At 68.7% G+C, this 21,616-nt stretch carries 21 protein-coding genes; 8 read left to right on the plus strand and 13 right to left on the minus strand.

Annotation, left to right across the window (positions count from 1 at the left end):
- Positions 1–44: 44 nt before the first annotated feature.
- Positions 45–602: a helix-turn-helix domain-containing protein gene (locus tag H4281_RS20330; protein WP_182892509.1), complete on the minus strand. Its 558-nt coding sequence runs from the start codon at positions 600–602 to the stop codon at positions 45–47.
- A gap of 42 nt (positions 603–644) precedes the next feature.
- On the opposite strand from H4281_RS20330, the gene H4281_RS20335 reads away from it, so the two are divergent.
- Positions 645–1,166 carry a GNAT family N-acetyltransferase gene (locus tag H4281_RS20335; protein ID WP_182892510.1) on the plus strand — a complete coding sequence of 174 codons (522 nt, stop codon included), beginning with the start codon at positions 645–647 and terminating at the stop codon, positions 1,164–1,166.
- Here the strand turns inward: H4281_RS20335 and H4281_RS20340 are convergent.
- The 4 genes from H4281_RS20340 to H4281_RS20355 all read right to left on the minus strand — a co-directional run bounded on the left by H4281_RS20340 (position 1,163) and on the right by H4281_RS20355 (position 4,973).
- A complete protein-coding gene (locus tag H4281_RS20340) occupies positions 1,163–2,152 on the minus strand; it encodes a hypothetical protein (protein WP_182892511.1) in 990 nt (329 codons plus the stop codon). The genes H4281_RS20335 and H4281_RS20340 overlap by 4 nt on opposite strands.
- A complete protein-coding gene (locus tag H4281_RS20345; RefSeq protein WP_182892512.1) occupies positions 2,149–2,712 on the minus strand; it encodes a hypothetical protein in 564 nt (187 codons plus the stop codon). Before H4281_RS20345 ends, H4281_RS20340 begins: the two co-directional genes overlap by 4 nt.
- 63 nt (positions 2,713–2,775) lie before the next feature.
- On the minus strand, positions 2,776–3,615 hold the full coding sequence (locus tag H4281_RS20350; RefSeq protein ID WP_182892513.1) for an MBL fold metallo-hydrolase: 840 nt from the start codon (positions 3,613–3,615) through the stop codon (positions 2,776–2,778).
- Positions 3,612–4,973 carry an APC family permease gene (locus H4281_RS20355; protein ID WP_182892514.1) on the minus strand — a complete coding sequence of 454 codons (1,362 nt, stop codon included), beginning with the start codon at positions 4,971–4,973 and terminating at the stop codon, positions 3,612–3,614. The genes H4281_RS20350 and H4281_RS20355 overlap by 4 nt, the downstream gene beginning before the upstream one ends.
- A gap of 176 nt (positions 4,974–5,149) precedes the next feature.
- On the opposite strand from H4281_RS20355, the gene kynU reads away from it, so the two are divergent.
- Positions 5,150–6,448, plus strand: a complete 1,299-nt coding sequence (kynU, locus tag H4281_RS20360) for a kynureninase (RefSeq protein ID WP_182892515.1) — start codon at positions 5,150–5,152, stop codon at positions 6,446–6,448.
- Here kynU and H4281_RS20365 read toward each other — a convergent pair.
- A complete protein-coding gene (locus tag H4281_RS20365) occupies positions 6,423–6,719 on the minus strand; it encodes a DUF6204 family protein (protein WP_220507478.1) in 297 nt (98 codons plus the stop codon). The two genes, kynU and H4281_RS20365, sit on opposite strands and share 26 nt — an antisense overlap.
- A gap of 1 nt (position 6,720) precedes the next feature.
- On the minus strand, positions 6,721–7,323 hold the full coding sequence (locus H4281_RS20370; protein WP_312872150.1) for a TetR/AcrR family transcriptional regulator: 603 nt from the start codon (positions 7,321–7,323) through the stop codon (positions 6,721–6,723).
- A 151-nt stretch (positions 7,324–7,474) separates the two neighbouring features.
- Between H4281_RS20370 and H4281_RS20375 the strand changes: the two genes are divergently transcribed.
- From H4281_RS20375 to H4281_RS20390, 4 genes are all read left to right on the plus strand, one after another.
- A complete protein-coding gene (locus H4281_RS20375; RefSeq protein ID WP_182892518.1) occupies positions 7,475–10,537 on the plus strand; it encodes an AfsR/SARP family transcriptional regulator in 3,063 nt (1,020 codons plus the stop codon).
- A 326-nt stretch (positions 10,538–10,863) separates the two neighbouring features.
- Positions 10,864–11,067 (plus strand): MmyB family transcriptional regulator, encoded by a 204-nt coding sequence (locus tag H4281_RS20380; RefSeq protein WP_182892519.1) that lies wholly within the window; start codon positions 10,864–10,866, stop codon positions 11,065–11,067.
- Positions 11,068–11,118: 51 nt separating this feature from the next.
- Positions 11,119–13,380 (plus strand): hypothetical protein, encoded by a 2,262-nt coding sequence (locus tag H4281_RS20385; protein WP_182892520.1) that lies wholly within the window; start codon positions 11,119–11,121, stop codon positions 13,378–13,380.
- Between the two features lie 69 nt (positions 13,381–13,449).
- Complete coding sequence (locus H4281_RS20390) at positions 13,450–14,121, plus strand: alpha/beta fold hydrolase (RefSeq protein WP_182892521.1); 672 nt, start codon at positions 13,450–13,452, stop codon at positions 14,119–14,121.
- Between the two features lie 372 nt (positions 14,122–14,493).
- On the opposite strand, the gene H4281_RS20395 is transcribed toward H4281_RS20390, so the two are convergent.
- A complete protein-coding gene (locus H4281_RS20395) occupies positions 14,494–15,483 on the minus strand; it encodes a glutathione S-transferase family protein (protein WP_182892522.1) in 990 nt (329 codons plus the stop codon).
- A 20-nt stretch (positions 15,484–15,503) separates the two neighbouring features.
- Positions 15,504–15,992: a MarR family winged helix-turn-helix transcriptional regulator gene (locus H4281_RS20400; RefSeq protein WP_182892523.1), complete on the minus strand. Its 489-nt coding sequence runs from the start codon at positions 15,990–15,992 to the stop codon at positions 15,504–15,506.
- Positions 15,993–16,089: 97 nt separating this feature from the next.
- Here H4281_RS20400 and H4281_RS20405 point away from each other — a divergent pair, with 97 nt between their 5' ends.
- Entirely contained in the window at positions 16,090–16,647 is a 558-nt protein-coding gene (locus H4281_RS20405) for a YceI family protein (protein ID WP_182892524.1), read from the plus strand.
- 72 nt (positions 16,648–16,719) lie between these two features.
- Here the strand turns inward: H4281_RS20405 and H4281_RS20410 are convergent, their stop codons facing one another.
- From H4281_RS20410 to H4281_RS20425, 4 genes are all read right to left on the minus strand, one after another.
- On the minus strand, positions 16,720–17,307 hold the full coding sequence (locus H4281_RS20410) for a TetR/AcrR family transcriptional regulator (protein WP_182892525.1): 588 nt from the start codon (positions 17,305–17,307) through the stop codon (positions 16,720–16,722).
- Positions 17,308–17,354: 47 nt separating this feature from the next.
- Positions 17,355–17,894: a hypothetical protein gene (locus H4281_RS20415; RefSeq protein ID WP_182892526.1), complete on the minus strand. Its 540-nt coding sequence runs from the start codon at positions 17,892–17,894 to the stop codon at positions 17,355–17,357.
- Positions 17,895–17,965: 71 nt separating this feature from the next.
- Positions 17,966–19,465, minus strand: a complete 1,500-nt coding sequence (locus tag H4281_RS20420) for an alpha/beta hydrolase (RefSeq protein ID WP_182892527.1) — start codon at positions 19,463–19,465, stop codon at positions 17,966–17,968.
- Positions 19,462–19,755, minus strand: a complete 294-nt coding sequence (locus tag H4281_RS20425; protein WP_182892528.1) for a hypothetical protein — start codon at positions 19,753–19,755, stop codon at positions 19,462–19,464. Before H4281_RS20425 ends, H4281_RS20420 begins: the two co-directional genes overlap by 4 nt.
- A 432-nt stretch (positions 19,756–20,187) precedes the next feature.
- On the opposite strand from H4281_RS20425, the gene H4281_RS20430 reads away from it, so the two are divergent.
- Entirely contained in the window at positions 20,188–21,579 is a 1,392-nt protein-coding gene (locus H4281_RS20430) for a sugar porter family MFS transporter (protein ID WP_182892529.1), read from the plus strand.
- The last annotated feature ends 37 nt before the right edge of the window (positions 21,580–21,616 follow it).

Genomic DNA, 21,616 nt, shown 5'->3' on the forward strand with positions numbered 1-21,616 from the left:
GGGCGGGAGGCCCCGGTAATCAGACAAATCAGGCGTGAACTGAGTCACACCTTGGTGAGCACCACCAGATAACGGCACGGCTGGTTTCCAGGGTTCTCGTACGCGCAGTCGACCGGGCGGCCCAGCTGAAGACAGTCGCCCTCGGCGAGTTCGTGCACGACTTCGCCTTCGTGGAACCGCAATTGGCCGGACAGCACCCAGACCTGATGGTCGGCGAAGGCGTAGGAACTGGCCGGGAATCCGGCTTTCGCACCGGGCGGCAGGTCGACTTCGACCAGCTCAGTAGCCCCGTGCCCGGGAGGCGAAACAGCGCGGCGCACATAGCCGGTGACCGGGTCCTGCCAGGTCGGCTGGTCTTCACGACGCGCGAGGCGGCGGTCGTCGCCCTCCGCGCGGGCGATGAGTTCGGACAGCGTGAGCCCGAGCGCGGTGGCGAGCCGGCTCAACAGCACGGCCGTCGGCTGCGCTTCACCGCGCTCGATTTTCCCGATCATGGCGCGGGAAACTCCGGAACGTTCAGCGAGCACGCCCGCGGACAGCGCACGGTCCTGCCGGGCTTCACGCACCGCCGCGGCGAGCGAAGCGGAGAGGGGATCGGTCACAGTGGTCGACTATAGCAGCGGATCGTGTCTACTATCGGGGACATGTTGATCCGACCTGCCGAAGAACGGGACGCCGAGGCGTGCGCGGCGATCTACGCGCCGTACGTCCGGGACACCACGATCAGCTTTGAGACCGAACCGCCGACGCCGACGGAAATGGCCGCCCGGATCGCGAAGGCGACGAAGTCGCACGCGTGGCTGGTGCTGGAAATCGACGGCTCAGTGGCGGGATACGCGTACGGCAGCCCGTACAAGGAGCGTGCGGCTTATCGTTGGTCGTGCGAGGTCAGCGTCTACCTGGCGCAGGATCGTCGACGCGCGGGCGGCGGAAAAGCCTTGTACGAAGCCCTTTTCGCCCGGCTCGCCGAACGCGGCTTCCGCATGGCCGTCGCCGGGATGACGCAGCCGAACGAACCCAGCGTCGGACTGCACAAGGCGATGGGCTTCGAACTCATCGGGACTTGGCGGCGGATCGGCTGGAAACACGGAGCCTGGCGCGACGTCACCTGGATGCAGCGAGAACTCGTCCCCGCATCAGACGACACACCGGAAGAACCCCGTTAATCCACCCCGAGGTCGAGTTCCTCGATGTCGTGCTCCAGCCGGGCCCGCCAGGACCACTTCGGTTCGGTCCAGTCGGTGTCCGACGGCGGCGGCTCCCCCAGCGGCAGCGCGGGATCGACCACGCCGTGCGTCACCCGGTAGGCAAGCGCGGACGTCGCTGCCCGGATCCATTTGTCGCCTGCCGCACCGGACGGCGGCGCGACTCCGAACGCGTGCGTGAACCACACCGGCAGCAACGCGCTCGACCCGATCGCGTCGGTGATCCGCTCGCGCAGCCGGGAATGCAGTTCTTCCCAATCCCGTTCGCACTTCTCGATTTGCGGCAGGACCCGGGTCCGCGTCACCTCGTCCGCGGCCAGAACCTGTTGCGCCGCTTCGGCATCCTGCTGCGCGGCGGGCAACTGACGATCCAGCACGCCCCGCCGCCGAGCGACCACTTCGGACAGTCGCGACTCCGCGTCGTCCCGTTCCGGCGTGCCACGCTCGGCTTTCGCCAGCACCTCCAGCACGGCGATCAACGCTTCTTCGCTCTGCCCCAACGCCTCGCGCGCCTGCGGCAGCCGTGCGACGTCCTCTTCGTACGGTCGGCGCTGGGTCGGCGTGAGCAACTGTGCGGCCAGACTGTGCCGCCGCTCTGCCTCCGCGGCCAGCTGCCGCAGCCGCGGGCCGACATTGTCCAGGTCGACCACCGGGACCTTCTCCGACACCCGGACCGCGCGTTCGAGCACCAGCAGCCGCTGCCGGAGCCGTTCGAGCTGCCGGGCCGTGTGGTCCAAGCGGGTTTCGTGCCGGGAATGGGTTTCGGTGAACGACTCGACCGTCTCGCGCAGTTCGGAAAGCTCGCGGACGGTGCGGTTTTCCAGATCGTCGACGGTTTCCCGCATGCCGCCGACGGTGTCGGTGAGGGCGAGCAGTTCCGGATCGGACTCTGGCTCCTCCTCGGCCGGGTAGTACTCGGTGTCGCGGTAGTACTCGGAGTAGGTCACCGCGCCTCCTGCACCAGGAACGCCAGGGTCGCCACCGTGGTGAGCGCGGCCAGGACGACCATGATCGGCTGGGCGGTCGGCCCGGCCCCGATGAGCGCGACCGCGGTGAAGATCGCCGCCAGGGCCCCGATGTACGCGGCCCGCTGCCGCCGGTTGACCATCAGCGGCGTCGGCCCGAGCGGCCCGAACGCGATCCGCAGTCCCGCGCCCAGCAGCGGCAACGCGAGCAGCAGCCAGACCGCGTTGAGCGCGCCGAACAGCATCATCGCCCCGCTCACCATCCCGACCGCGACCGGCGCGACCGCCAGGTACAGCGTCGTCCGCTGCACCTTCCCGCGCTTCGCCTCCAGCCGGGCGAGCCGCACCTGTTCGACCGCGGCGTCGACCTCCTTCTCGGTGCTCAGCAGCGCCTCCGCCCGCTCGACCAGGGCGTCGAGCGTCTGCGTGCGTTCGTCTTCCGCCTGGTCCGGCAGCTGCGCCAGACCCGCGCGAAGCTCACGGCGGAGCGCGGACGCGCGCGCCATCACGTGGTCGCGCTGGTCCTCGGCAGGCGTAGTCACCTGGCCACTGTAGGTACGAAGCGCGCGGAACCCGGGGAACGACGCGACTTCGGGCGGAACCAGTCAGAGGCGCAGCAGGTCCTTCCCGACGACCACCTCGCCGTCGAACCCGGCAGCGGCGTGCTCACGCCAGACCTCGTCGGCGATGTCCGCGTCGGTCGGAACGAAATGCGACAGCACGAGAGTCCCCACCCCGGCTTCCTTGGCCAACGCACCGACCCGCTCGACACTCGTGTGGCTCGCCAGCAGATGGTCCCGCAACGTCGTGCCGTTGTACCGGCTCACCATGGCATCGACCGCGGGCACGTACATGACCTCGTGCACCAGCACATCCGCACCAGCAGCGAGCCGCACCAGGTTCTCGCACGGCGCGGTGTCGCCGGAAATCACGATGGACCGGTCCGCGGTGTCCACGCGGTAAGCGAAGGCGTCCGCGATCGGCGGATGGTCTACGCGGGCCGCGGTGATTCGGACGTTCTCGTCCTCGAAGACCACGCCGTCCGCCGTGACCTCGTGCGGATCGAGCAGTTCGTCCAGCGGACGCAGACCCTCGTCGCCGACCCGCGTGTCGATGTCGAATCGGTTCATCGCCAGGAAATGCCGGGTCATGTCCGCCAGCGGCGGCGGCCCGAACGCGGGGACCTGCCGTTCCAGGTTGGCGGCCCAGGCCAGCAGGTAGAGGTTGCCGTAGTCGGCGTTGTGGTCGGAATGGTGATGCGTGATGCCGACCGCGCGCAGCGAGTCGAGCGGGATGCCCGCGTGCACCAGCTGCCGGGCCACGCCGTTGCCGCAGTCGATCAGGTAAGTGGCTCCGTTGACGACGATCGCCTGCGCCGGAGCGCTCCGGGTGCGTTTCGGTGCGGGACCGCCCGCGGTGCCGAGGAGGATGAGCTGCGTGGTCATGCGTACTCGCTTTCGAGGTTGAGGGAAGCAGAACGGCGCGTCAGCCACACGACGAGACCCAGCCCGCTCCAGGCTGCCAGCGCGAGCAACGCCGGCAGCGTGATCTGTTTGAGCAGCAACCAAGTCTGCACCGCGAGGATCGCGACGCCGAGCACGGACAACACGGCGTGCGAAGTCCGGCGCATCCGGAACGGGGCCGCGGCGTGCAGTTCCGGACGCTGCCGGCGCACCCGCCACGACGCGATGATCAGCAGGGTGAGCAACGGCCCGGTGACGATCGACGTCATGGCCGCGATGTTCGCGACGCTGAAGCCGGCGAGCACCGGGACCACGCCGATCAGGTAAAGGATCGCCAGCAGCCAGTGCGGGGTGCCGAACCGGCGGTTCACCGCGCCGAGCCCGGCGGGCAGCCAGCCGTCGCCGGTCGCGGCCAGCACGGGTTTCGTCGCGGCCAGCAGGAGCGAATTGATGTGGCCGATCACCGACGCCATCGCGCCGCCGAGGATGAAGAACGCGAAACCGCCTGGCGAAAGGATGTGGCGGGCGACGTCCGACATCGGCTTGCCCGCGGACGCCGCCGCCCCGAGCACGCCTACCGACGGGATCGCCACGACCACGTAAATCACCGCCGCGACGAGAGTGCCGCCGACGACGGACAGCGGGATGTCGCGTCCCGGCCGCTTCATCTCGCCGCCGATGTCGGCGATGAGGAAGGCACCGGTGGTGGCGAACGTGAGCATGGCCGCCGCGTTGAGCAAACCGCCGATGCCGTGCGGGGTCAGGTTCCCGAATTCGCTCCATCGCACTTGCCCGGCGCCCGCGATCCCGTACAGCAGGAAGGCGGCGAGCATGACGACGGCGAGCACGATGCCGACCCGGCTGGAGAACGTCGCGCCCGCCAGGTTCGTCAGGAAGAACACCGTGATCAGGGCGATCGCCAGCGGCCGCACCGGAACTCCCGGCACGAGCGCGCTGACGTAGTTCGCCCCGGCCAGCGCCATCAGGCTGAGCTGGATGACCGACACGGCCGAAAGCCACATCGACGCGAACCCGGCAGCGGGCGAGATCAGCCGCGCGGCGTAGGTGTAGCGGCCGCCGGTGACCGGCATCGCGCTGCCGAGCGACGCGATCGGCAGCGAGTAAACGATCACCGCGAGTGCCGCGACGGCGAAGGCGATCGGCGCGCCTGCCCCGGTCAGCGCGATGGCGGTGCCCATCAACGCGACGACCCCGCCGCCGACTACCTGGTGGAACGAGACTCCGACGGCTTGGAAAAGGGAGATGCTTCGCTTGAGGTTCGCGTCTGCTTCGGTCGGCATCGTGATCACTGCCTTCTGCTGGCCGTTGTCGATCGGCACAGCGTGACCCAATCCGCGACGCTTCGGAAATACCGAATACCCGCCCTGGCATAGCCGTTCGGGAATACCGCCGGGATAGCCAGGCGGGCATGGGAACGAGCGAATCAAGCATTGGACGGGCATGGCGTCCGGCAAGAACGATGAGGAGCCCACGCTTCCGACTTTGTGGAGTTCTCATGACCGTGGCCCTCGCCGAAGCGGCCGCCCGCGATCTCGACGCCCAGGACCCGTTGCCGACGTTGCGCGCGCAGTTCCACGTCCCGCCCGCGACCGGCGGCGGCTACGCCGAGACGGCCTACTTCGCCGGGAACTCCCTCGGCCTGCAACCGGCCGCGACCCGCGCCGCGCTGGACGCGGAACTCGCCGACTGGGCCCGGCTGGGCGTCGAAGGCCACGTCGAAGCAGCGCGTCCGTGGGTTTCCTACCACCAGCAGCTACGCGATCCAGCCTCGCGGCTCGTCGGCGCGCGACCGGCCGAGGTCGTGATGATGAACTCGCTGACGGTCAATCTGCACCTGATGATGGTCAGCTTCTACCGGCCGACCGCGGACCGGCACGCGATCGTCATCGAGGACACCGCGTTCCCGTCCGACAGCTACGCGGTGCGCAGCCAGGTCGCGTTCCACGGCTACGACCCGGACGAAGCCGTCGTCCGGCTTTCGCCGCGTCCCGGGGAATCGACGTTGCGCAGCGAGGACGTCGTCGGCTGGCTTGCCGAGCACGGGCATCGGGTCGCGCTCGTCCTGCTGGGCGGGGTCAACTACTACAGCGGGGAACTGCTCGACATCCCGGCGATCACCCGCGCCGGGCACGCCGCCGGAGCGATCGTGGGCTGGGATCTCGCGCACGCGGCGGGCAACGTGCCGCTGCGGCTGCACGACTGGAACGTCGACTGGGCTGCTTGGTGCACCTACAAATATCTCAACAGCGGACCGGGCGCGATCGCCGGCGCGTTCGTGCACGAGCGGCATCTCGCGGATCGTTCGCTGCCGAAACTGGCGGGCTGGTGGAGCACCGACCCGGACGTGCGGTTCCGCATGCAGCCGACCGTCACTGCGGTCGACACCGCCGACTCGTGGCAGCTGTCGAACCCGCCGATCCTCGCGATGGCCCCGGTGCGAGCCTCGCTGGCGATGTTCGACGCGGTGGGCATGGCTGCCTTGCGCGCCAAGAGCATTCGGCTGACCGGGTACCTGGAAACGCTGCTCGGCGAGGTCTGCGCGGGACGTCCGCTGGAGGTGCTCACGCCCCGGGACCCGGACCGTCGGGGTGCGCAGCTTTCCGTTCGCCTGCACGGTTTGGACGCCGACACGGTCAGCGCCGCGTTGCGGACCCAGCACGGTGTTGTCGCCGACGCCCGCCGCCCCGACGTCATCCGCCTAGCGCCAGTGCCGATGTACTCCACCTTCCACGACTGCTGGCGCGCGGCGACCGCACTGGCGGAGGTCGCTAGCGGTTCTTGCGCCGGATCTTGATCGTCCGCAGGTCGGTGACCGCGTAGTTCAGGTCCCGGTACGGCAGGCCATGCGCGGCCAATGCGGCGGCCGCGCCGTCTTTGGCCGCGCGTTCGTCGTCGTCCGGACCGGCCGGGACCTGGCAGCGGAAGGTGAACGCCGTCGCGTTGACGTCGTGCGTGAAGGTGCCTTCTTCGGTAAAGGCGACGTCGGTCTTGGTCTCCAGCAACGCGCGAGCGCTCTCGTCGAGAGCGGCGAATTTGCCGCGGATGATCACGCGGAACGCGTCCATGTCAGGTGTCCTTCCGGATCGCATAAGTCAGTACTTGCTCGCTGAGCAGGCCTTCCACCGCGTCGAGGAGCGTCAGCGCCGCCTCCGCGATGTCGTCGGACGCCTCGCCGCCGACGGTGCGTTTGCCGATCTCGCCGTACAGCAGGCTGTGCACCCAGCCGATCTGCGCGGCGACCAGTCCGGGCACCGGATCTCCCTGCGCCGCACCGGTTTCCGCGATCAGCAGGTCGGCGAGTTCGGCGACCATCTGCTGACCGAGGTCCTGCAGCCGGGCGGCGAGCGTGGGCGCGGCCAGCATCATCGGCAACACCCGGCCGAACCCAGGGCTGAGCCCGATCGAGCGCGAGCGCTGCCGGATCTCGCCGCGCAGGTGGTCCAGCACCGCGTGCGCCGCGGACACTCCCGTCCCGCGCGCCCGCACGATCCCGGCCAGCCGTCCCGCCGAGGCCTCCGACGGCGGCAGCACCAGGTCTTCCTTGACCCGGAAATGGTTGTAGACCGTGTTGACCGCGACGTCGGCGGCCTCGGCCACCTCGGCGATGGTCACCGCCTCGAATCCGCGGTCGACGAACATCCGCAGCGCGGTATCCGCGATGCGCCGCACCGTCTCCTGCCTCTTCCGCTCTCGAAGTCCCACGCCGAAAAGTGAAGCAGACTGCAAACTTGGTGTCGACTGCATTATTCTGGCCCCGTCTCCTGGATATCGGGGAGATCCCGGAGGACGGGACGGCCGCCGGCACGGCATCATCGACCAGGTGCGGATCGGCTTGCTGGGCCCGCTGGAGGTCCGGAACGACGACGGTGCCGCGGTCGAGATCACCGGAGCCCGATTGCGGACGCTGCTGAGCGCCCTCGCGCTCGAGCCCGGCCGGGTCGTCTCGGCCGGGCAGCTGGTCGACGCCGTCTGGGGGACGCGTCCGCCGGCCACGGCCAACGCGTTGCAGGCGCTCGTCTCGCGGCTGCGCCGGATCGGCACGCGGCTCGACTCCACCCCGTCCGGCTACCGGCTGCCCGAGGCGACCGTCGATGCGGCCCGGTTCGAGGAGCTGGTCACCGCCGCGCGGACAGCATCTGACGAGAAGCGTGTCGTGCTGCTTCGCGAGGCACTCAATCTGTGGCGCGGCCCGGCGCTCGGTGACGTCTCAGACGCGCAGTTCTTCCAAGGCCACATAGCGCGGCTGAACGAGCTACGGCTTTCGGCCACCGAGGAGTACGCCGAAGCCGCGATCCGGCTGGGGCACGGCGCGGATCTCACCGAAGAACTGTCGAAGCTGCTGTCCGAACATCCGCTGCGGGAACGGCTGGCCGCGTCGTTGATGCTCTCGCTGCAAGCCGCCGGACGACCGGCCGAAGCGCTTCAGGTGTTCACGCGGATCCGGATGGCACTGGCGGACGAACTCGGCGCCGACCCGGCCGCCGAACTGTCCGCCGCACACACCAAAATCCTCCGCGAGACGGTCTCCGACGAGGATGTCGCGCGCACGAACCTACGGGCCGGGTTGACGAGTTTCGTCGGCCGGAACACTGAGGTCACGCGCGTAGCCAAGCTGGTCGGCGAGTACCGGCTCACCACGCTGACCGGGCCCGGCGGGGCCGGAAAGACGCGGCTGGCCACGGAGACCGGACGGCATCTGCTGACCGGACGCGGCGGCGTGTGGTTCGCCGAACTGGCCTCGGTCACCAACGGCGCGGACGTTCCGCAGGCCGTGCTCGACGCCTTGGGCCTGCGCGAGCAGATGTACACCGGATCCCGCGCCAGCGGCACCCCGCGCGAGCGGGCGACCAGAGCGTTGCGCAATCGGGACGCGGTGCTGGTGCTCGACAATTGCGAGCACGTCATCGAAGCCGCCGCGGAACTGGCCGACCACCTGCTCGGCGAATGCCCGCGACTGCGCATTCTCGCGACCAGCCGGGAGCCGTTGGCGCTGACCGGCGAGGCGCTTTGGCCAGTCGAACCGCTGACGCTGCCCGCGGAGGGCGCGACGTCCGTCGAAGCGATGTCGTGTGCTTCGGTCCGGCTGCTGGCCGATCGTGCCGCGGCGGTGCGGCCGGGGTTCACCGTTGACGAGTCCACTGTGGACGAAGTGGTGCGGATCTGCCGGGCGCTCGACGGAATGCCGCTCGCGGTCGAACTCGCCGCGGCGCGGTTGCGGTCGATGAGCGTGTCGCAATTGGCCGCCCGGCTCGACGATCGGTTCCGCCTGCTCACTGCGGGCAGCCGGACCGCGCTGCCGCGGCACCGCACGCTGCGCGCGGTCGTCGACTGGAGCTGGGATCTGCTGGAACCGGAAGAACGGCGGCTGCTGCGCCGGTTGTCGGTGTTCTCCGGCGGCGCGACCGCGGATGCCGCCGAAGCGGTCTGCGGTGGTACGCCCGAGCTGCTCAGCGCATTAGTCGACAAATCGCTACTGGCCGTCTCCGAGGACGCCGAGCCGCGCTACCGGATGCTCGAGACGATCAAGGCGTACGGGCTGGAACAGCTCACCGTGGCCGACGAGCGCGAGGAACTGCGCCAAGCGCACGCCGAGTGGTTCGCCTCCTTCGCCGAGACCGGCGACAAATACCTGCGCCGCGCCGAGCAGATCGAGTGGCTGGCGCGTTTCGCCGCCGAGCACGGCAATCTGATGTCCGCCGTGCGCGGTGCCATCGCCGCGGGCGAAGCCACGACGGCACTGCGGCTGGCGACGTCGTGCGCGTGGTTCTGGATGCTGACCGGGCACAAAACCGAGGCACAGGAAGTAATCGAGGCGGCGCTCGCGTTGCCCGGCGAGGTGGATCGCGAACTGCGCGCGATGGGGTACGCGATGGCCGCGTTGTTGCTGACCATCGGAATGTCCTCCGAAACCTCCGCCGACGAACTCGGCCGCAAAGCGCTCGAACTCAGCCGCGACAGCCAGAATTCCTTGCTGCGCTCCATCATCCCGGTGTTCACGCAAAGCGGGGACACCAGCGCCATGAAGTCCACATTGGACAAGTTGCTGTCCGATGAGGACCCGTGGCTGCGCGCCCATGCCCGGCTGCACCGCGCGCGGGCACAGCTGAACCTCCGGCACGACTCGGCCGCGCAGGAAGCCGACACCCGCGAGGCCGTCCGGCTGTTCCGGCAGAGCGGGGAACGCTGGGGCCTGTCGCTGGCGCTGAACAGCCTCGCCGAGGTCGTCAGCCGTCGCGGCGAACTGGAGGAAGCCGTTTCGTGCTATGAGGAATCCATCCAGGTCGTCTCGGAAATCGGTTCGGCCGAAGACGTTCTCTTCGCGCGAGGACGGCAAGCGCACCTGTTCTGGCAACTCGGCGACACGGCAGCCGCGAAGGCCGCGGCAGCCGCCGCCGAACGTGACGCGCGGACCGTGCCGTTCCCGGATTCGCTCGCGTTTCTGGCCCACACCAAAGCGGATCTGGCCCGCTGGCGCGGAGATCTGGCGGAAGCCCGCGTGGAACTGAACCGTGCCGAAGCGTTGCTGAGCGAATCCGAGCCGCATCCGTTGTTCCGCGCGATGATCCACCATTCGCACGCCTACCTGGACGCGCAGCTCGGCGACCTGCCCACGGCCCGGGACCGCCGCCGTGAAGCACTGGCCTTGGCCGATGCGTCCGGCGAGGTGCTGTATCTGTCGATCGTCCTCGTGGGCATCGCCGACCACGCTGTGCGTCTGGACCGCCCGGTCGCCGCCGCCGACCTGCTGGCCGCCGCCGACCACGTCCGCGGTGGCCCGCACCTGGCCCTTCCCGACGCGACCGCCGCCGCAGCCGCCGTACAGGCCCAGCCGTCAGGCACGGTCGACGACCCGGTCGCTCTCGCTTACGACGTCCTCAGCTGACGAATCCCTCGGGAGCCATCGCAGCGCGAGCACTCCCAGCCCCGCGCAGAGCACCGCCGCAATACTCATCGCGACGTGCAGTCCGGTCACTTGAGCTTCCTTCGCCGTCTCGAAGGCACTCCACTCGGCGAGTGCCCATGCCGCTTGGTGTGCGACGCCGCTCCACAATCCGTAGAAGTCAGCACCGGCCGTTCCGAAGACGGCTCTGACGACGTTCGTGTGGCTGAAAGCCTCCAGATCACCGTCTTGGCCGACTTTGATTCGCCATCGGTCCTTGTCGTTGACCTGCAGCCCAGCCTCGACAGCGGCGGCCTTCCAGTCGGCGAATGTCCGCGCCGGCGGCAGCAGTTCACGCCGGTCCTGTCTTGCGGACCACAGTGCCGATGGACCTGCGCCATCCGACGCTGGGCCGCGTGGATGTCGACTATCAGGTTTGGCTCCAGCCGGACAGCCCTGATCATCGACTGGAGGCTTGCACCCCCCGCGACGCGGCTTCCCGGGATGCGCTGCGGCTGCTCGCTTCGCGCTAACCGGTGCCGAAACCGCCCTGTCCGAAGCCCCGCGTATGGCATCATCCGCCGGTGACCGGCGAGCGGAGCGACCCACACTCCATCGAGGCGGAAGACCTCGAAGATTTCGATTCGTGGACCGCGCAGGCCGCGCTGGCCTCCCTCATCGACGAGACCCTCAGCTCGCCCGAAGTCACCCGCCTGCTCGCCCGCGAATCGCTGCGCACCGAAGTCGTGCGCGAGGAGCTTTTCGCGAACGAAACACTGCTCGCGAAGATCCGGACGCTGCAGGACCAGGTCATGGCCGAGGGCGACCGCGGTTTCCGTCCGCGCAACCGGGCGGTGTCGCCGCGCGAGGTGGTCTGGCTGTTCGTCGCGGTGCTGCTCGGGCTCGCCTACCTCAGCCTGATGAGCGCCGCGTGGAGTCAGCTTCCGCTGTTCTTCCGGATTTTCGCCGGGATGATGATGCCGTGCGTCCTGTTCGCCACCGGCGCGCTCGCGGTCCGCAAGGTCACTTCGTTGCGCGAGTGGATGAACCCGGACGCCATGCAGTTCCACGAGGAGCAATTCGGCCTCGGCCCGCGACGTTCGTTCGCCGCGCGCGAGATCGTGCTGCCCGAGGTCCGCGACGTCATCTCCGCGCACCGGCGGCTGCACTTCGGCACGACGCTCGTTTTCGACCAGCAGCACGACCTCGGCGAGGAGGACAGCAGCCGGATCGTGCCGACCGCGGCGGCGAAACGGATCCGGCGCGTGCTCGAACGCGCGGGTTCCGGCGCGGTCGCGCTCGGCGGGCAACGCGGGTCCGGCAAAACCACCGCGATCCGTTCCATGCAGCGAGGTCTGCTGCACGGCAGCGAGAATCCCGCGCCGCTGGTCGTGGTCGCCTCCGCCCCGGCCACCTACGACGCCCGTGATTTCGTGCTGCACCTGCACAAACTGCTGTGCCAGGCCGTCCTCGCGCGGGTCCGGCAGACGCTGGGTCCAGACCTCGGCTGGCGCTGGTGGGCCCGCCGGTTCTGGCGCGGATCGGCCGACCTCGCCGTCTCCGCCGCGCTCGGCTGGGCGATCGGCGGACTGCTGTGGAACGGAAAGTTCACGCAGTTTCCTGTCGAACTGTGGCAGGCCATCAACCAGGTGCGATTCCCGGACTTGCTGGGTCCGCTGTGGACTAACCAGCCCGTGAGCAACCGGATCGCGTTGGCCGTGGTCACCGCTCTCGCGCTCCGCTGGGTGTGGAAAATCCTCGCGTCCGCGACCGGCGCGGTACTGCTCGTCTTCCGCCGCAAATCGTCCGCCGGACCGCGCGCGCTCGAAGCCGAAGCACGGCGGCAGTTGCACCGGATCCAGTACCTCCTGACCTACACCACCGGCTGGTCCGGCAAGCTCGCCGTCCCGGCGGGCGGCGAACTGGGCCGCACGCGCACCACGCAACGGGCCGAACAGCAGCTGACGCATCCGGAAGTCGTCGACGAGTTCCGCGCGTTCGCGCAGCTGACCGCCGAATCCTTGCGCGAGGAGGGAATCACCGACCGGGTCGTGGTCGCCATCGACGAACTCGACAAGATCGGCGAGCAGGACAAGGCCCAGCAACTGGTGAACGACATCAAGGGCATCTTCGGCGTGCCCGGCTGCCTGTACTTCGTGGCGGTGTCCGACGACGCGGTGCTCAGCTTCGAGCAACGCGGACTGGCCGTCCGCGACGCGTTCGACAGCGCGTTTTCCGAAGTGGTGCGCCTGGAATCGTTCACACTGGACGAAAGCAGGCTGTGGATCGCGCAACGGCTGCCTGGTGTCCCGGAGCAGTTCTGCTACCTCGGCCACTGCCTATCCGGCGGCCTGCCCCGCGACCTGCGCCGCACCACGATCGACATGGTGGACGTGACGATCGAGCACTACGAACCGTCGCTGTCGATGGTCACCGGCATCCTGGTCCGCGCCGACCTAACCGCCAAAGCCAGCGGCTTCACCGGACAAGCTCGCGGGCTCGCGCAGACGCCGGAGCTGACCGAACTGTGGCCCAAACTGCTTCGCATCCCCGACACCCGCGAAGCGGTGGAACTCGCCGAACTCGCCGCCGAACTGCACGAAGGCGCGACCCCCGACCTCGCCGACGCGGTCAACCGGCTGCGCCTGCACAGCAGCGCGTTCGTCCTCTTCTGCGCCACCGTCCTGGACATATTCACCGACGCGCTAACCCAGGCCCGGCTCACCCCGAGCCTGCACGAACTGGCCGTCGCCCGTCGGCGGCTCGCGCTGGACCCGCACCTCGCGTGGGCCGCTCTGAACGACTTCCGCAAGGCACACGACCTGCCGCTCCCCGCCCGGGCATAACCAACGCTTCTGGAGTACGAAACAACTAGCTCTTGGACTTATCGCCGCGCTGCTTCTAGCGTTGCGTCCATGACCACCTACGTCCTCGTCCCCGGTGCCTGCCACGGCGGCTGGTGCTTCGACCGGCTGACCGGCCAACTGCGCGACCGCGGCCACGGCGTGCTCCCGCTGACGCTCACCGGGCTCAGCGAGCGGCAGCACCTGCTGCACTCCGGGGTCAACCTCGACACCCACATCGAGGACCTCGTCCGCGCGCTGCGGGCCGAACAGGTCGAACACGCCGTGCTGGTCGGCCACAGCTACGGCGGGATGGTCATCACCGGTGCCGCCGACCGGGTCCCGGAACTGGTCGACGCGCTGGTGTACCTCGACGCTTTCGTCCCGGAAAACGGCGACTCCTGCTGGAGCCTGACCGACGACCGGCAGCGCGAGTGGTACCTGAGCGTCGGCGAGACCGGATACGCCGTCCCGCCGCTGCCGTTCTTCGACCCGCGCGCGTCGGCGCACCCGCTGGCGACCCTGCTGCAGTCGATCCGGCTGGACGGAGACTTGAGCCGGTTCCGCCGCCGGGACTACGTGTACGCGACGATGTGGGACGGCGGGTCGCCATTCGAGCCGACTTACCGGCGGCTCGTCGACGATCCGCAGTGGAATGTCCACGCGCTGGACAGCAAGCACGACCTGATGCGGGACGCGCCGGACGAACTGCTGCGGATCCTTCTGGACGCCGGCGAGGATTAGACGCAACCCGATCGTTCAGCCGCCGATGCGGCCAATACCGAACACCCGCACCCCCGATGAAAAAGTGATTACTTCCGAGCAGTTCACATTGGGCCAAATTCCACATTCATTCCTGACACCCAAATCAAAACACCCACGACCGCAGTGCAAAAAACTACAATAATCAAGATCCTAATCGTCGCCCCCAGCTGCCGATGATGCACATCAAGAAGTGAACAAGGTCACGGTTTCTTATTTCCCTGTTCTCGCCGCTGAGTTCTTTCGACAGTTTTCCCTTTGACGGAATCAGGTGCGGGACGGAATCAAACTGATAATCTCATCTCCGCAGAAACCAGTTCATCTGATGCAGCATGCGAGGCACCCCTCACGCCGTCACCTTCCCAGCTCAGGCACCCGCTCCCCCGCCGGCGGCGGCCCAGGCGGCGTCCCGTCCCCGAACGGACGCCCGCCCAGCTCCTCCCGCCCGTGCGGCGTCAGCCACCCGGCCAGCTCCGGCCCCAGCGGCACGATCCCGGTCGGATTCACGTTCCGGTGCACCACGTAGTAATGCTCCTTGATCTGCCCGAAATCGATCGTGTCCCCGAAACCGGGCGTCTGGAACAGATCCCGCGCATACGCCCACAGCACCGGCATCTCCGTCAGCTTCTGCCGGTTGCACTTGAAATGCCCGTGGTACACCGCGTCGAAGCGGACCAGCGTGGTGAACAGCCGAACGTCTGCCTCGGTGATCGTGTCGCCTACCAGGTACCGCTGGCCTGCCAGCCGCTCGGACAGCCAGTCCAGCCGGGAGAACAACGCGCGGTACGCCTCCTCGTAAGCCTCCTGCGAAGTGGCGAAACCCGCCTTGTACACGCCGTTGTTCACGTCCCGGAAGACCTTCTCCGCGACGTCCTCGATCTCGTCGCGCAGCCGTTCCGGATACAGCTCGGGCGCGCCGTCGCGGTGATAGGCGCCCCATTCCAGCGACAGGTCGACGGTGATCTGCTTGAAGTCGTTGGTCACCACCTGTCCACTCGGGACATCCACAATGGAGGGAACGGTAATCCCGCGCGGATAGTCCGGGTACCGCGCGAAAAACGCCTCCTGCAACCGTTCGATGCCGAGCACCGGGTCGCGGCCGCCGGGGTCGAGGTCGAAGGTCCAGCTGCGTTCGTCGTGCGTGGGGCCGCACAGGCCCATCGACAGCGCCTCTTCGAGGCCGAGCAGCCTGCGCACGATCGACGCGCGGTTCGCCCACGGGCACGCGCGCGCGATCACCAGGCGGTAGCGGCCCGGCTCCACCGGCCAGCCGTCGCGGCCGTCGGCGGTGATGCGGTCGAAGATGTAGTTCGTGTCGCGTTTGAACTCACCCTGGTCGGGCATCGGAAGCCTTTCGTCGGGAGTCAGGTCTGGTCGTCCGGGCAGCCCGGACCGTCCGGCGGCTCCAGCGCGGCGGCCAGCCGGGCGAGGATCGGGCCCGCGGCGCGGACCTCCTCGGGCGAGAGGTGGTCGAACAGGAACGTGCGCACCCGTTCGAGATGCCCGGGATACGCGGCGGCTAACTTCGCCCGACCCAATTCGGTGAGCGTCGCGTGCGCGGCCCGCCGGTCCTGCGGGCATTTCACCTTCTTGACCAGGCCGCGGCGCACCATCGCCTCCACGACCCGGCTGATCCGGCTCAGCGACAGCGCCGTGGACTCCGCCAGATCGGTGAGCCGCAGCCTGCCTTCGGGCGCTTCCGAGAGCGACACGAGCACGGTGTAATCCGTCAGCGAGACACCGTTGTCGTGCGCGAACTGGTCGTCGAGAGCCCGCGGCAGGACTGTGACGACCCGCATCAGCGGACGCCACACTGCCTCTTCTTCACTGGTCAGCGGGGTTCTGTTCACCACAGAGGGGGAGTATATCCGACACTTGCTCGCGCAATCAGTTATTGTGGGCTACAGTGCTAGTTGAACACTCAACCAAGGACCCGAAGGAACGGAACTCATGACCAGCGCGACCACCTACGCCCACCTGACCGGCACCTACACGATCGACGGTTCGCACAGCCGGATCGGCTTCGTCGCCCGCCACGCCATGGTCACCAAGGTCCGCGGCTCCTTCAACGAGTTCGAGGGCTCGTTCACCCTGGACGGCGAGAACCCGGCCAACTCGAGCGCGAACGTCACCATCCAGACCAAGAGCGTCGACACCCGCAACGCCGACCGCGACGGCCACCTGCGCACCAACGACTTCCTGTCCGTCGAGCAGTTCCCGACCATCACCTTCACCTCCACCGGGATCAAGCAGACCGGCGAGGACACCTTCGACGTGACCGGCGACCTGACCGTCAAGGACGTCACCAAGCAGGTCACCATCCCGTTCGAGTTCGGCGGCGCCGCGAAGGACCCGTTCGGCAACGACCGCGTCGGCTTCGAGGGCTCGACCACGATCAACCGCAGCGACTACGGCGTCACCTTCAACGCCGCGCTCGAAACCGGCGGCGTGCTGGTCTCGGACAAGATCACCCTCGAGTTCGAGATCTCCGCGATCAAGAACGCCTGAACCACCCCGGCTGTCCGCGAAGGGAACCCTGAGGGAGTCTGATTCCGTCAGGGTTCCCCTCGCGTGCTTTCGCTAGGCCGCGCGCAGACCGGCGATACCCACCTCTAGCGCAGCTTCGAGGTGTTGCGGTTCGCCGGTCGTCAACAGCATCAACACCCCGCCTTGCACCCCGGCCAGCAGTGCGGACGCGGCCTGCTTCGGATCCAATCCGGGCCGGATCTCCCCGGCCGCCCGCAGGTTCTCGATCCCCGCGGTCAACTCGCACAGCCACCGCTGCATCAGCTGCGCCACCACCGCCTGCGCGCCCGGCGTGTTGCGGCCGATCTGCGACATCACCACGTTCAGCGGGCAATGCCTGCCCTGCTCGGTGTAGTGCCCGAGCACCACCTGCTGCCAGGTCCGGAAGTCGTCCCAGGTGCGCAGCGCGCCGAGCGACGGCTGCTGCACCTCCAGCACCCGGTCCGCCTCCCAGCGCGCGACGGCCAGCAGCAGTTCTTCCTTGCCGTCCGGGAAATAGTGGAACAGCTGGCTTTTGCTGGTCCCGGTCTGCGCACGGACGTCGTCCAGCGTCGTCGCGAGCACGCCGCGCTCGCGGATCACCTCGGCCGCGCCCTCCACGATCCGCTGTCGCGTGGCCTCGCCCTTGCGCGTGAGCGTCATCGCCTGCCTCCCGATTGGACCTGCGAGTCCACTCTACCCGCGGGCGATCAGAACGCGGTCCCTCCGTCCGACCAGGACGTCTGGCCGAAATCCTCGTCGTCCACCGGCGCGCGGCGCGGTCGAGGACGCTCGGGCTCCGGGGCTTCCGCGACCTCCTCCTCCACGACGGCCTCGGGCTCAGCCTCAGGAGTGCCTTTCGGCCAGATGCACGGCGAAGTCGCACCCAGATAGAGCTTTCCGAGTTCGTTGGCCTGCAACGACATGTCGAAGCCGTCCCGCTCGTTGCGCGCGAAGACGTACTGGTCGGTGGGCCGCCGGTCGGTCAGCACCGTGAAACCGTGCCCCTGCCACCACTTCACGACGGCCTCGAACTGCGCCGTGAAGGTGCCCGGTTCGAGGCCGGTCACCTCGTAGGTGGCGGAGATTTCGTACCGTCCGGCCGGACCGTTGTCGGTCGGATCGGTGCATTCGGAACGGTTGCGGGAGAAAAGTTCCCGTCCGGCGGGCGCGGGCAGCGCGGAAAACGCGCCGCGCACGTAGTCCTCGACCTGGTCGCGGGCTTCGGTTTCGGTGATCGTGGGGGTCATGGCTCCACCTCCTGGGGAGCAGGCTACGAGGGGAAGGGCGGCGAGGCAGGCCAGCGCGGTGCGGCGCGCCGTCACGCCGGCAGCCCGGCGATGATCCGGCCGAAGCTGCGCAGCGACGGGTTGTTGTCCTCCCAGTATTGGCTGTGCGCGGCCCCGGACAGGCCGCCCTCGTACCACGGGCCCTTGTCGCCCGGCGCGGATTCGAAGACCTGGCCGCCGAATCCGTCGCCCGCCGGGCTCGGGCCGAGCGGGTCGTGGCCGCCGACGCCGATGTTGGTGATCTTGATGAGGTCGTGTTCGGCGACCGTCGAGTGCACGTGCTGGGCGACCTGATCCTGCGGGACGCCGTCGAGGTGCAACTGGTTCGCGTGCTCGACGCCGACGCCCGGGCTGCCGGCGAAGATCAGGTCGTCGGCATTGAGCCCGCCGTCGCGAGCCGCGTGGCCGATCACCGTCGTGCCGTAGCTGTGGCCGAGCACGGTGTTGTGCGACGGCGTGCCTTCGTGCGAAGCCCGCAGGCCGTCCTCGAATTTCGACAACGCCTCTTTGCCGCCGTCGGCGTATTTCTCGCTGGCAGCGTTGACGAGTTCATCTGGCGCGTCGTAGCCGACCCAGGTGATCACCGACGTCGACGGCGAGCCCGCCATCGTCGCCGACTGCCACATCTTGTCCGACCGGCCGAGGTCGCCGCCGATCTTGGCCAGCTCGCTGCCGGTGCCGGGCACGTAGGTCGCGACGTTCGCCGCGGTGTCCGGGTTTCCGGCCGCGACCACCGCGGTGCCGTCGCCGCTGACGTCGAGCGAGATCAGGAAGGCGGGCGGTTTGCCGTCTCCGGTGGCCGCGAGCCGGTCGCGGATCGCGGTGAGGCCGCGCAGTTGCGCGTCGTCGCCCTTGCGCTTGTCGATTTCCTGTTGCAGCACAACGCGATTCGCCGCGTCGCGATCGACCACCGGGATGCCGTCGAGGTTGCGGATCAGGTCCGGGTTGTCGCGCAGGATCGAGGATTGCGCGGAATCGGACAGACTGTCCCACCACGCCCGGTTCTCCGCCGGAGTGCCGTTCGGTTTCGGCTGGCTGCTGGTCGCCATCGCCAGCGCGACGACGCCCGTCCCACCGCTTTCGCCCTGCACCGCGCGATCGAGCACGACAGTGAGGTCAGCGTCGGCTTCGGTGGCGTCACGGAGAATCTGGCCGACGCGGTCGGCGACTTCGGCCTGCCGCTCGGGCTCCCCGCTGACCCCGCCGCCGTCGTCGATCCGCATTCCGTTGCGCGAGGCGAAATCGTCGACGTCGCGCACCGCCGCACTGATCCGCTCGACCGCCAGCTGCGCGTCGTGCACCCCGCGCCGGACCGCCGATACGTCAGTGGTCAGCTGCCGCAATTCCGTTGTGAGCGCGGTGCCTTTGGCGGTCGCGGCGTCCGCCGCGTCGCCTTGCCAGGCACCGAACTTCGTCATGGCGTCGGCGTCGTCGTTCGCCGCGGTGAGCCGGGCGGCCCGGATGCCGAGCGCGTCGACCGCCGCGGCGAGGCCTGCGGGATTCCAGCGCCGGACGTCTCCCCAGGTGATCATCGGCCCGCCGCCGCGATCTCGCCGGTCGCGTTCCGGTCGGAGCCGCGATAGCCGGCCGCGGCCTGGTCGAGGTTGCCCGCGTAGGCCTCGGTGCCGGCTGTCCACTTCGGAACGGCGCGGCCCCAGGCGCCGGACAGGCGATCCGCCGCGGCCACGCTCGTGCCGCCGGACAGCCCGACCCCGGCGAGCGCGCCCGCGAGGTCGACCGTCCGCACGGTCGCCGCCGCCTCGTGCGCCCGTCCGGCCGCGGTCGCGACCTCCCCCGGAGCGACCTCGAAACCCGTTCCCATGCGCATCTCCCCCCACCGCGGCGTCCGGACGACCCGTACGACGGACGTCCGCGGCAGCCGGTTCCCGACAGTTCGACCTTCGCGGAAACTCTTGGCAAGATCTCGTCGGCAAGGCTTTGACCTGCACAAACGCCCGCCTACCCTGTCCACATATGTGAACGCTAGTCACGTGACTGAATAGTTATCAGCCCGCGTCTTGCCCGCCGGTGACCAGCGTGTGACTGTGTACGGCGAAGTTCGAACCGGAGCGGGCGGGGCCGGCGCACGGCGAGGAAAGGCGCCGGCGCGACGGCGGGTTCGGCCGTTCCCCAGTGCTGGACCAGTCCGGCAGTCCTTGTCCCCTCGACCCCCATTCGTCCGGCCAGGACGGCGCTGACCTCGCGGGCAGCGGACCAGGACCGGCCGGCCATCCCGGAAAGAGACGGCTCGGCAATGACACAGACAGCCGCGGCGCGGCGGCCCATCGGCAGAACGACGCTGTATTTCTTCGGTGCCCTCGGCGGCATCCTGTTCGGTTACGACCTCGGCGTCATTTCCGGGGTGTTGCCGTTCATCGGGAAACTCTGGGGCCTGTCCGGCTGGGACAAAGGCGTCATCACCGCGAGCATTTCGATCGGTGCGATCGTCGGCGCCAGTTTTTCCTCCCGGCTCAACGAAAGGCTCGGCCGCCGCCGGACGATCATGGCGGCCGCGGTCGTCGTCATCATCGGCACGCTCGCGGCCACCTTTTCGCCGACGTTCGCGTTGCTGATCATTTCCCGGCTGGTGATCGGCATCGGAATCGGGCTGTCGTCCTCGACAGTCCCGACGTACCTGTCGGAACTCGCCCCGGCCCGGCTGCGCGGGGCGATGGGCGCGCTGAACCAGATCTTCATCGTGCTCGGCATCCTGATCGCGTTCCTGGTCAGCTACGGCCTCGGCACCTCGGGCAACTGGCGGCTGATGTTCGCCGGCGCGATCGTGCCCGCGGTGATCCTGCTGGCGGGACTGGTGTTCCTGCCCGAAACGCCGCGCTGGCTCGTCGCGAACGGCCAGGAGGAGCAGGCCCGCGCGGTCCTGCTCAGTTCGCACGGCGGCGGCGTGAACGTCGACGAGGAGATCGGCACGATCCGCGAGGTGATCCGGCTCGACTCGGAATCGGCGAAGACCCGCTTCCGTGACCTGCTGACGCCGACCGTGCGCCCGATGCTCGTGGTGGCCCTGCTGCTCGCGATCGGCCAGCAGTTCAGCGGCGTGAACGCGGTGAACGCGTACTTCCCGACGATGCTGATCGGCCTCGGCTTCGCGACCCAGGCGGCGCTGCTGTCCGGCGTGCTGCTCGGCGTGACCAAGTTCCTGTTCACCGTGTGGGTCGTGTTCGTGGTCGACCGGTGGGGCCGCAAGCCGCTGCTGCTGATCGGCAACGTGCTGATGGTGATCACCCTGGTGGCGGCCGGGTTCATCGTGCTGGAGGTCCACGACACCGCGACCAAGGGCATTCTGATGCTCGTCGCGATGGTGCTGTACCTGGTCGGCTACGAACTGGGCTGGGGCGCGGTCGTGTGGGTCATGATGGCCGAGGTGTTCCCGCTGAAGGTCCGCGCCGCGGGCATGGGCGTGAGCAGCGTCGTGCTGTGGGCCGCGACCGGCATCATCAGCGCCGTGTTCCCGATCATCTCCGATCCCGGCGCACTCGGCCTCGGCGGCTCGATGTTCCTGTTCGCGGGCATCAACGTGGTCCTGTTCTTCCTCACGAAGTGGCTCGTCCCGGAAACCAAGGGCCGGACGCTGGAGGAAATCGAACTCGACCTGCGCGGGCGGACGCATGCGAAGGCACGTGCCTGAATTTCCTCTCGGGGTGCGGCCGGGCGGCAGGGGATTT

The sequence above is a fragment of the Amycolatopsis dendrobii genome, from assembly GCF_014145675.1.
GTDB classification, from domain to species: domain Bacteria; phylum Actinomycetota; class Actinomycetes; order Mycobacteriales; family Pseudonocardiaceae; genus Amycolatopsis; species Amycolatopsis dendrobii.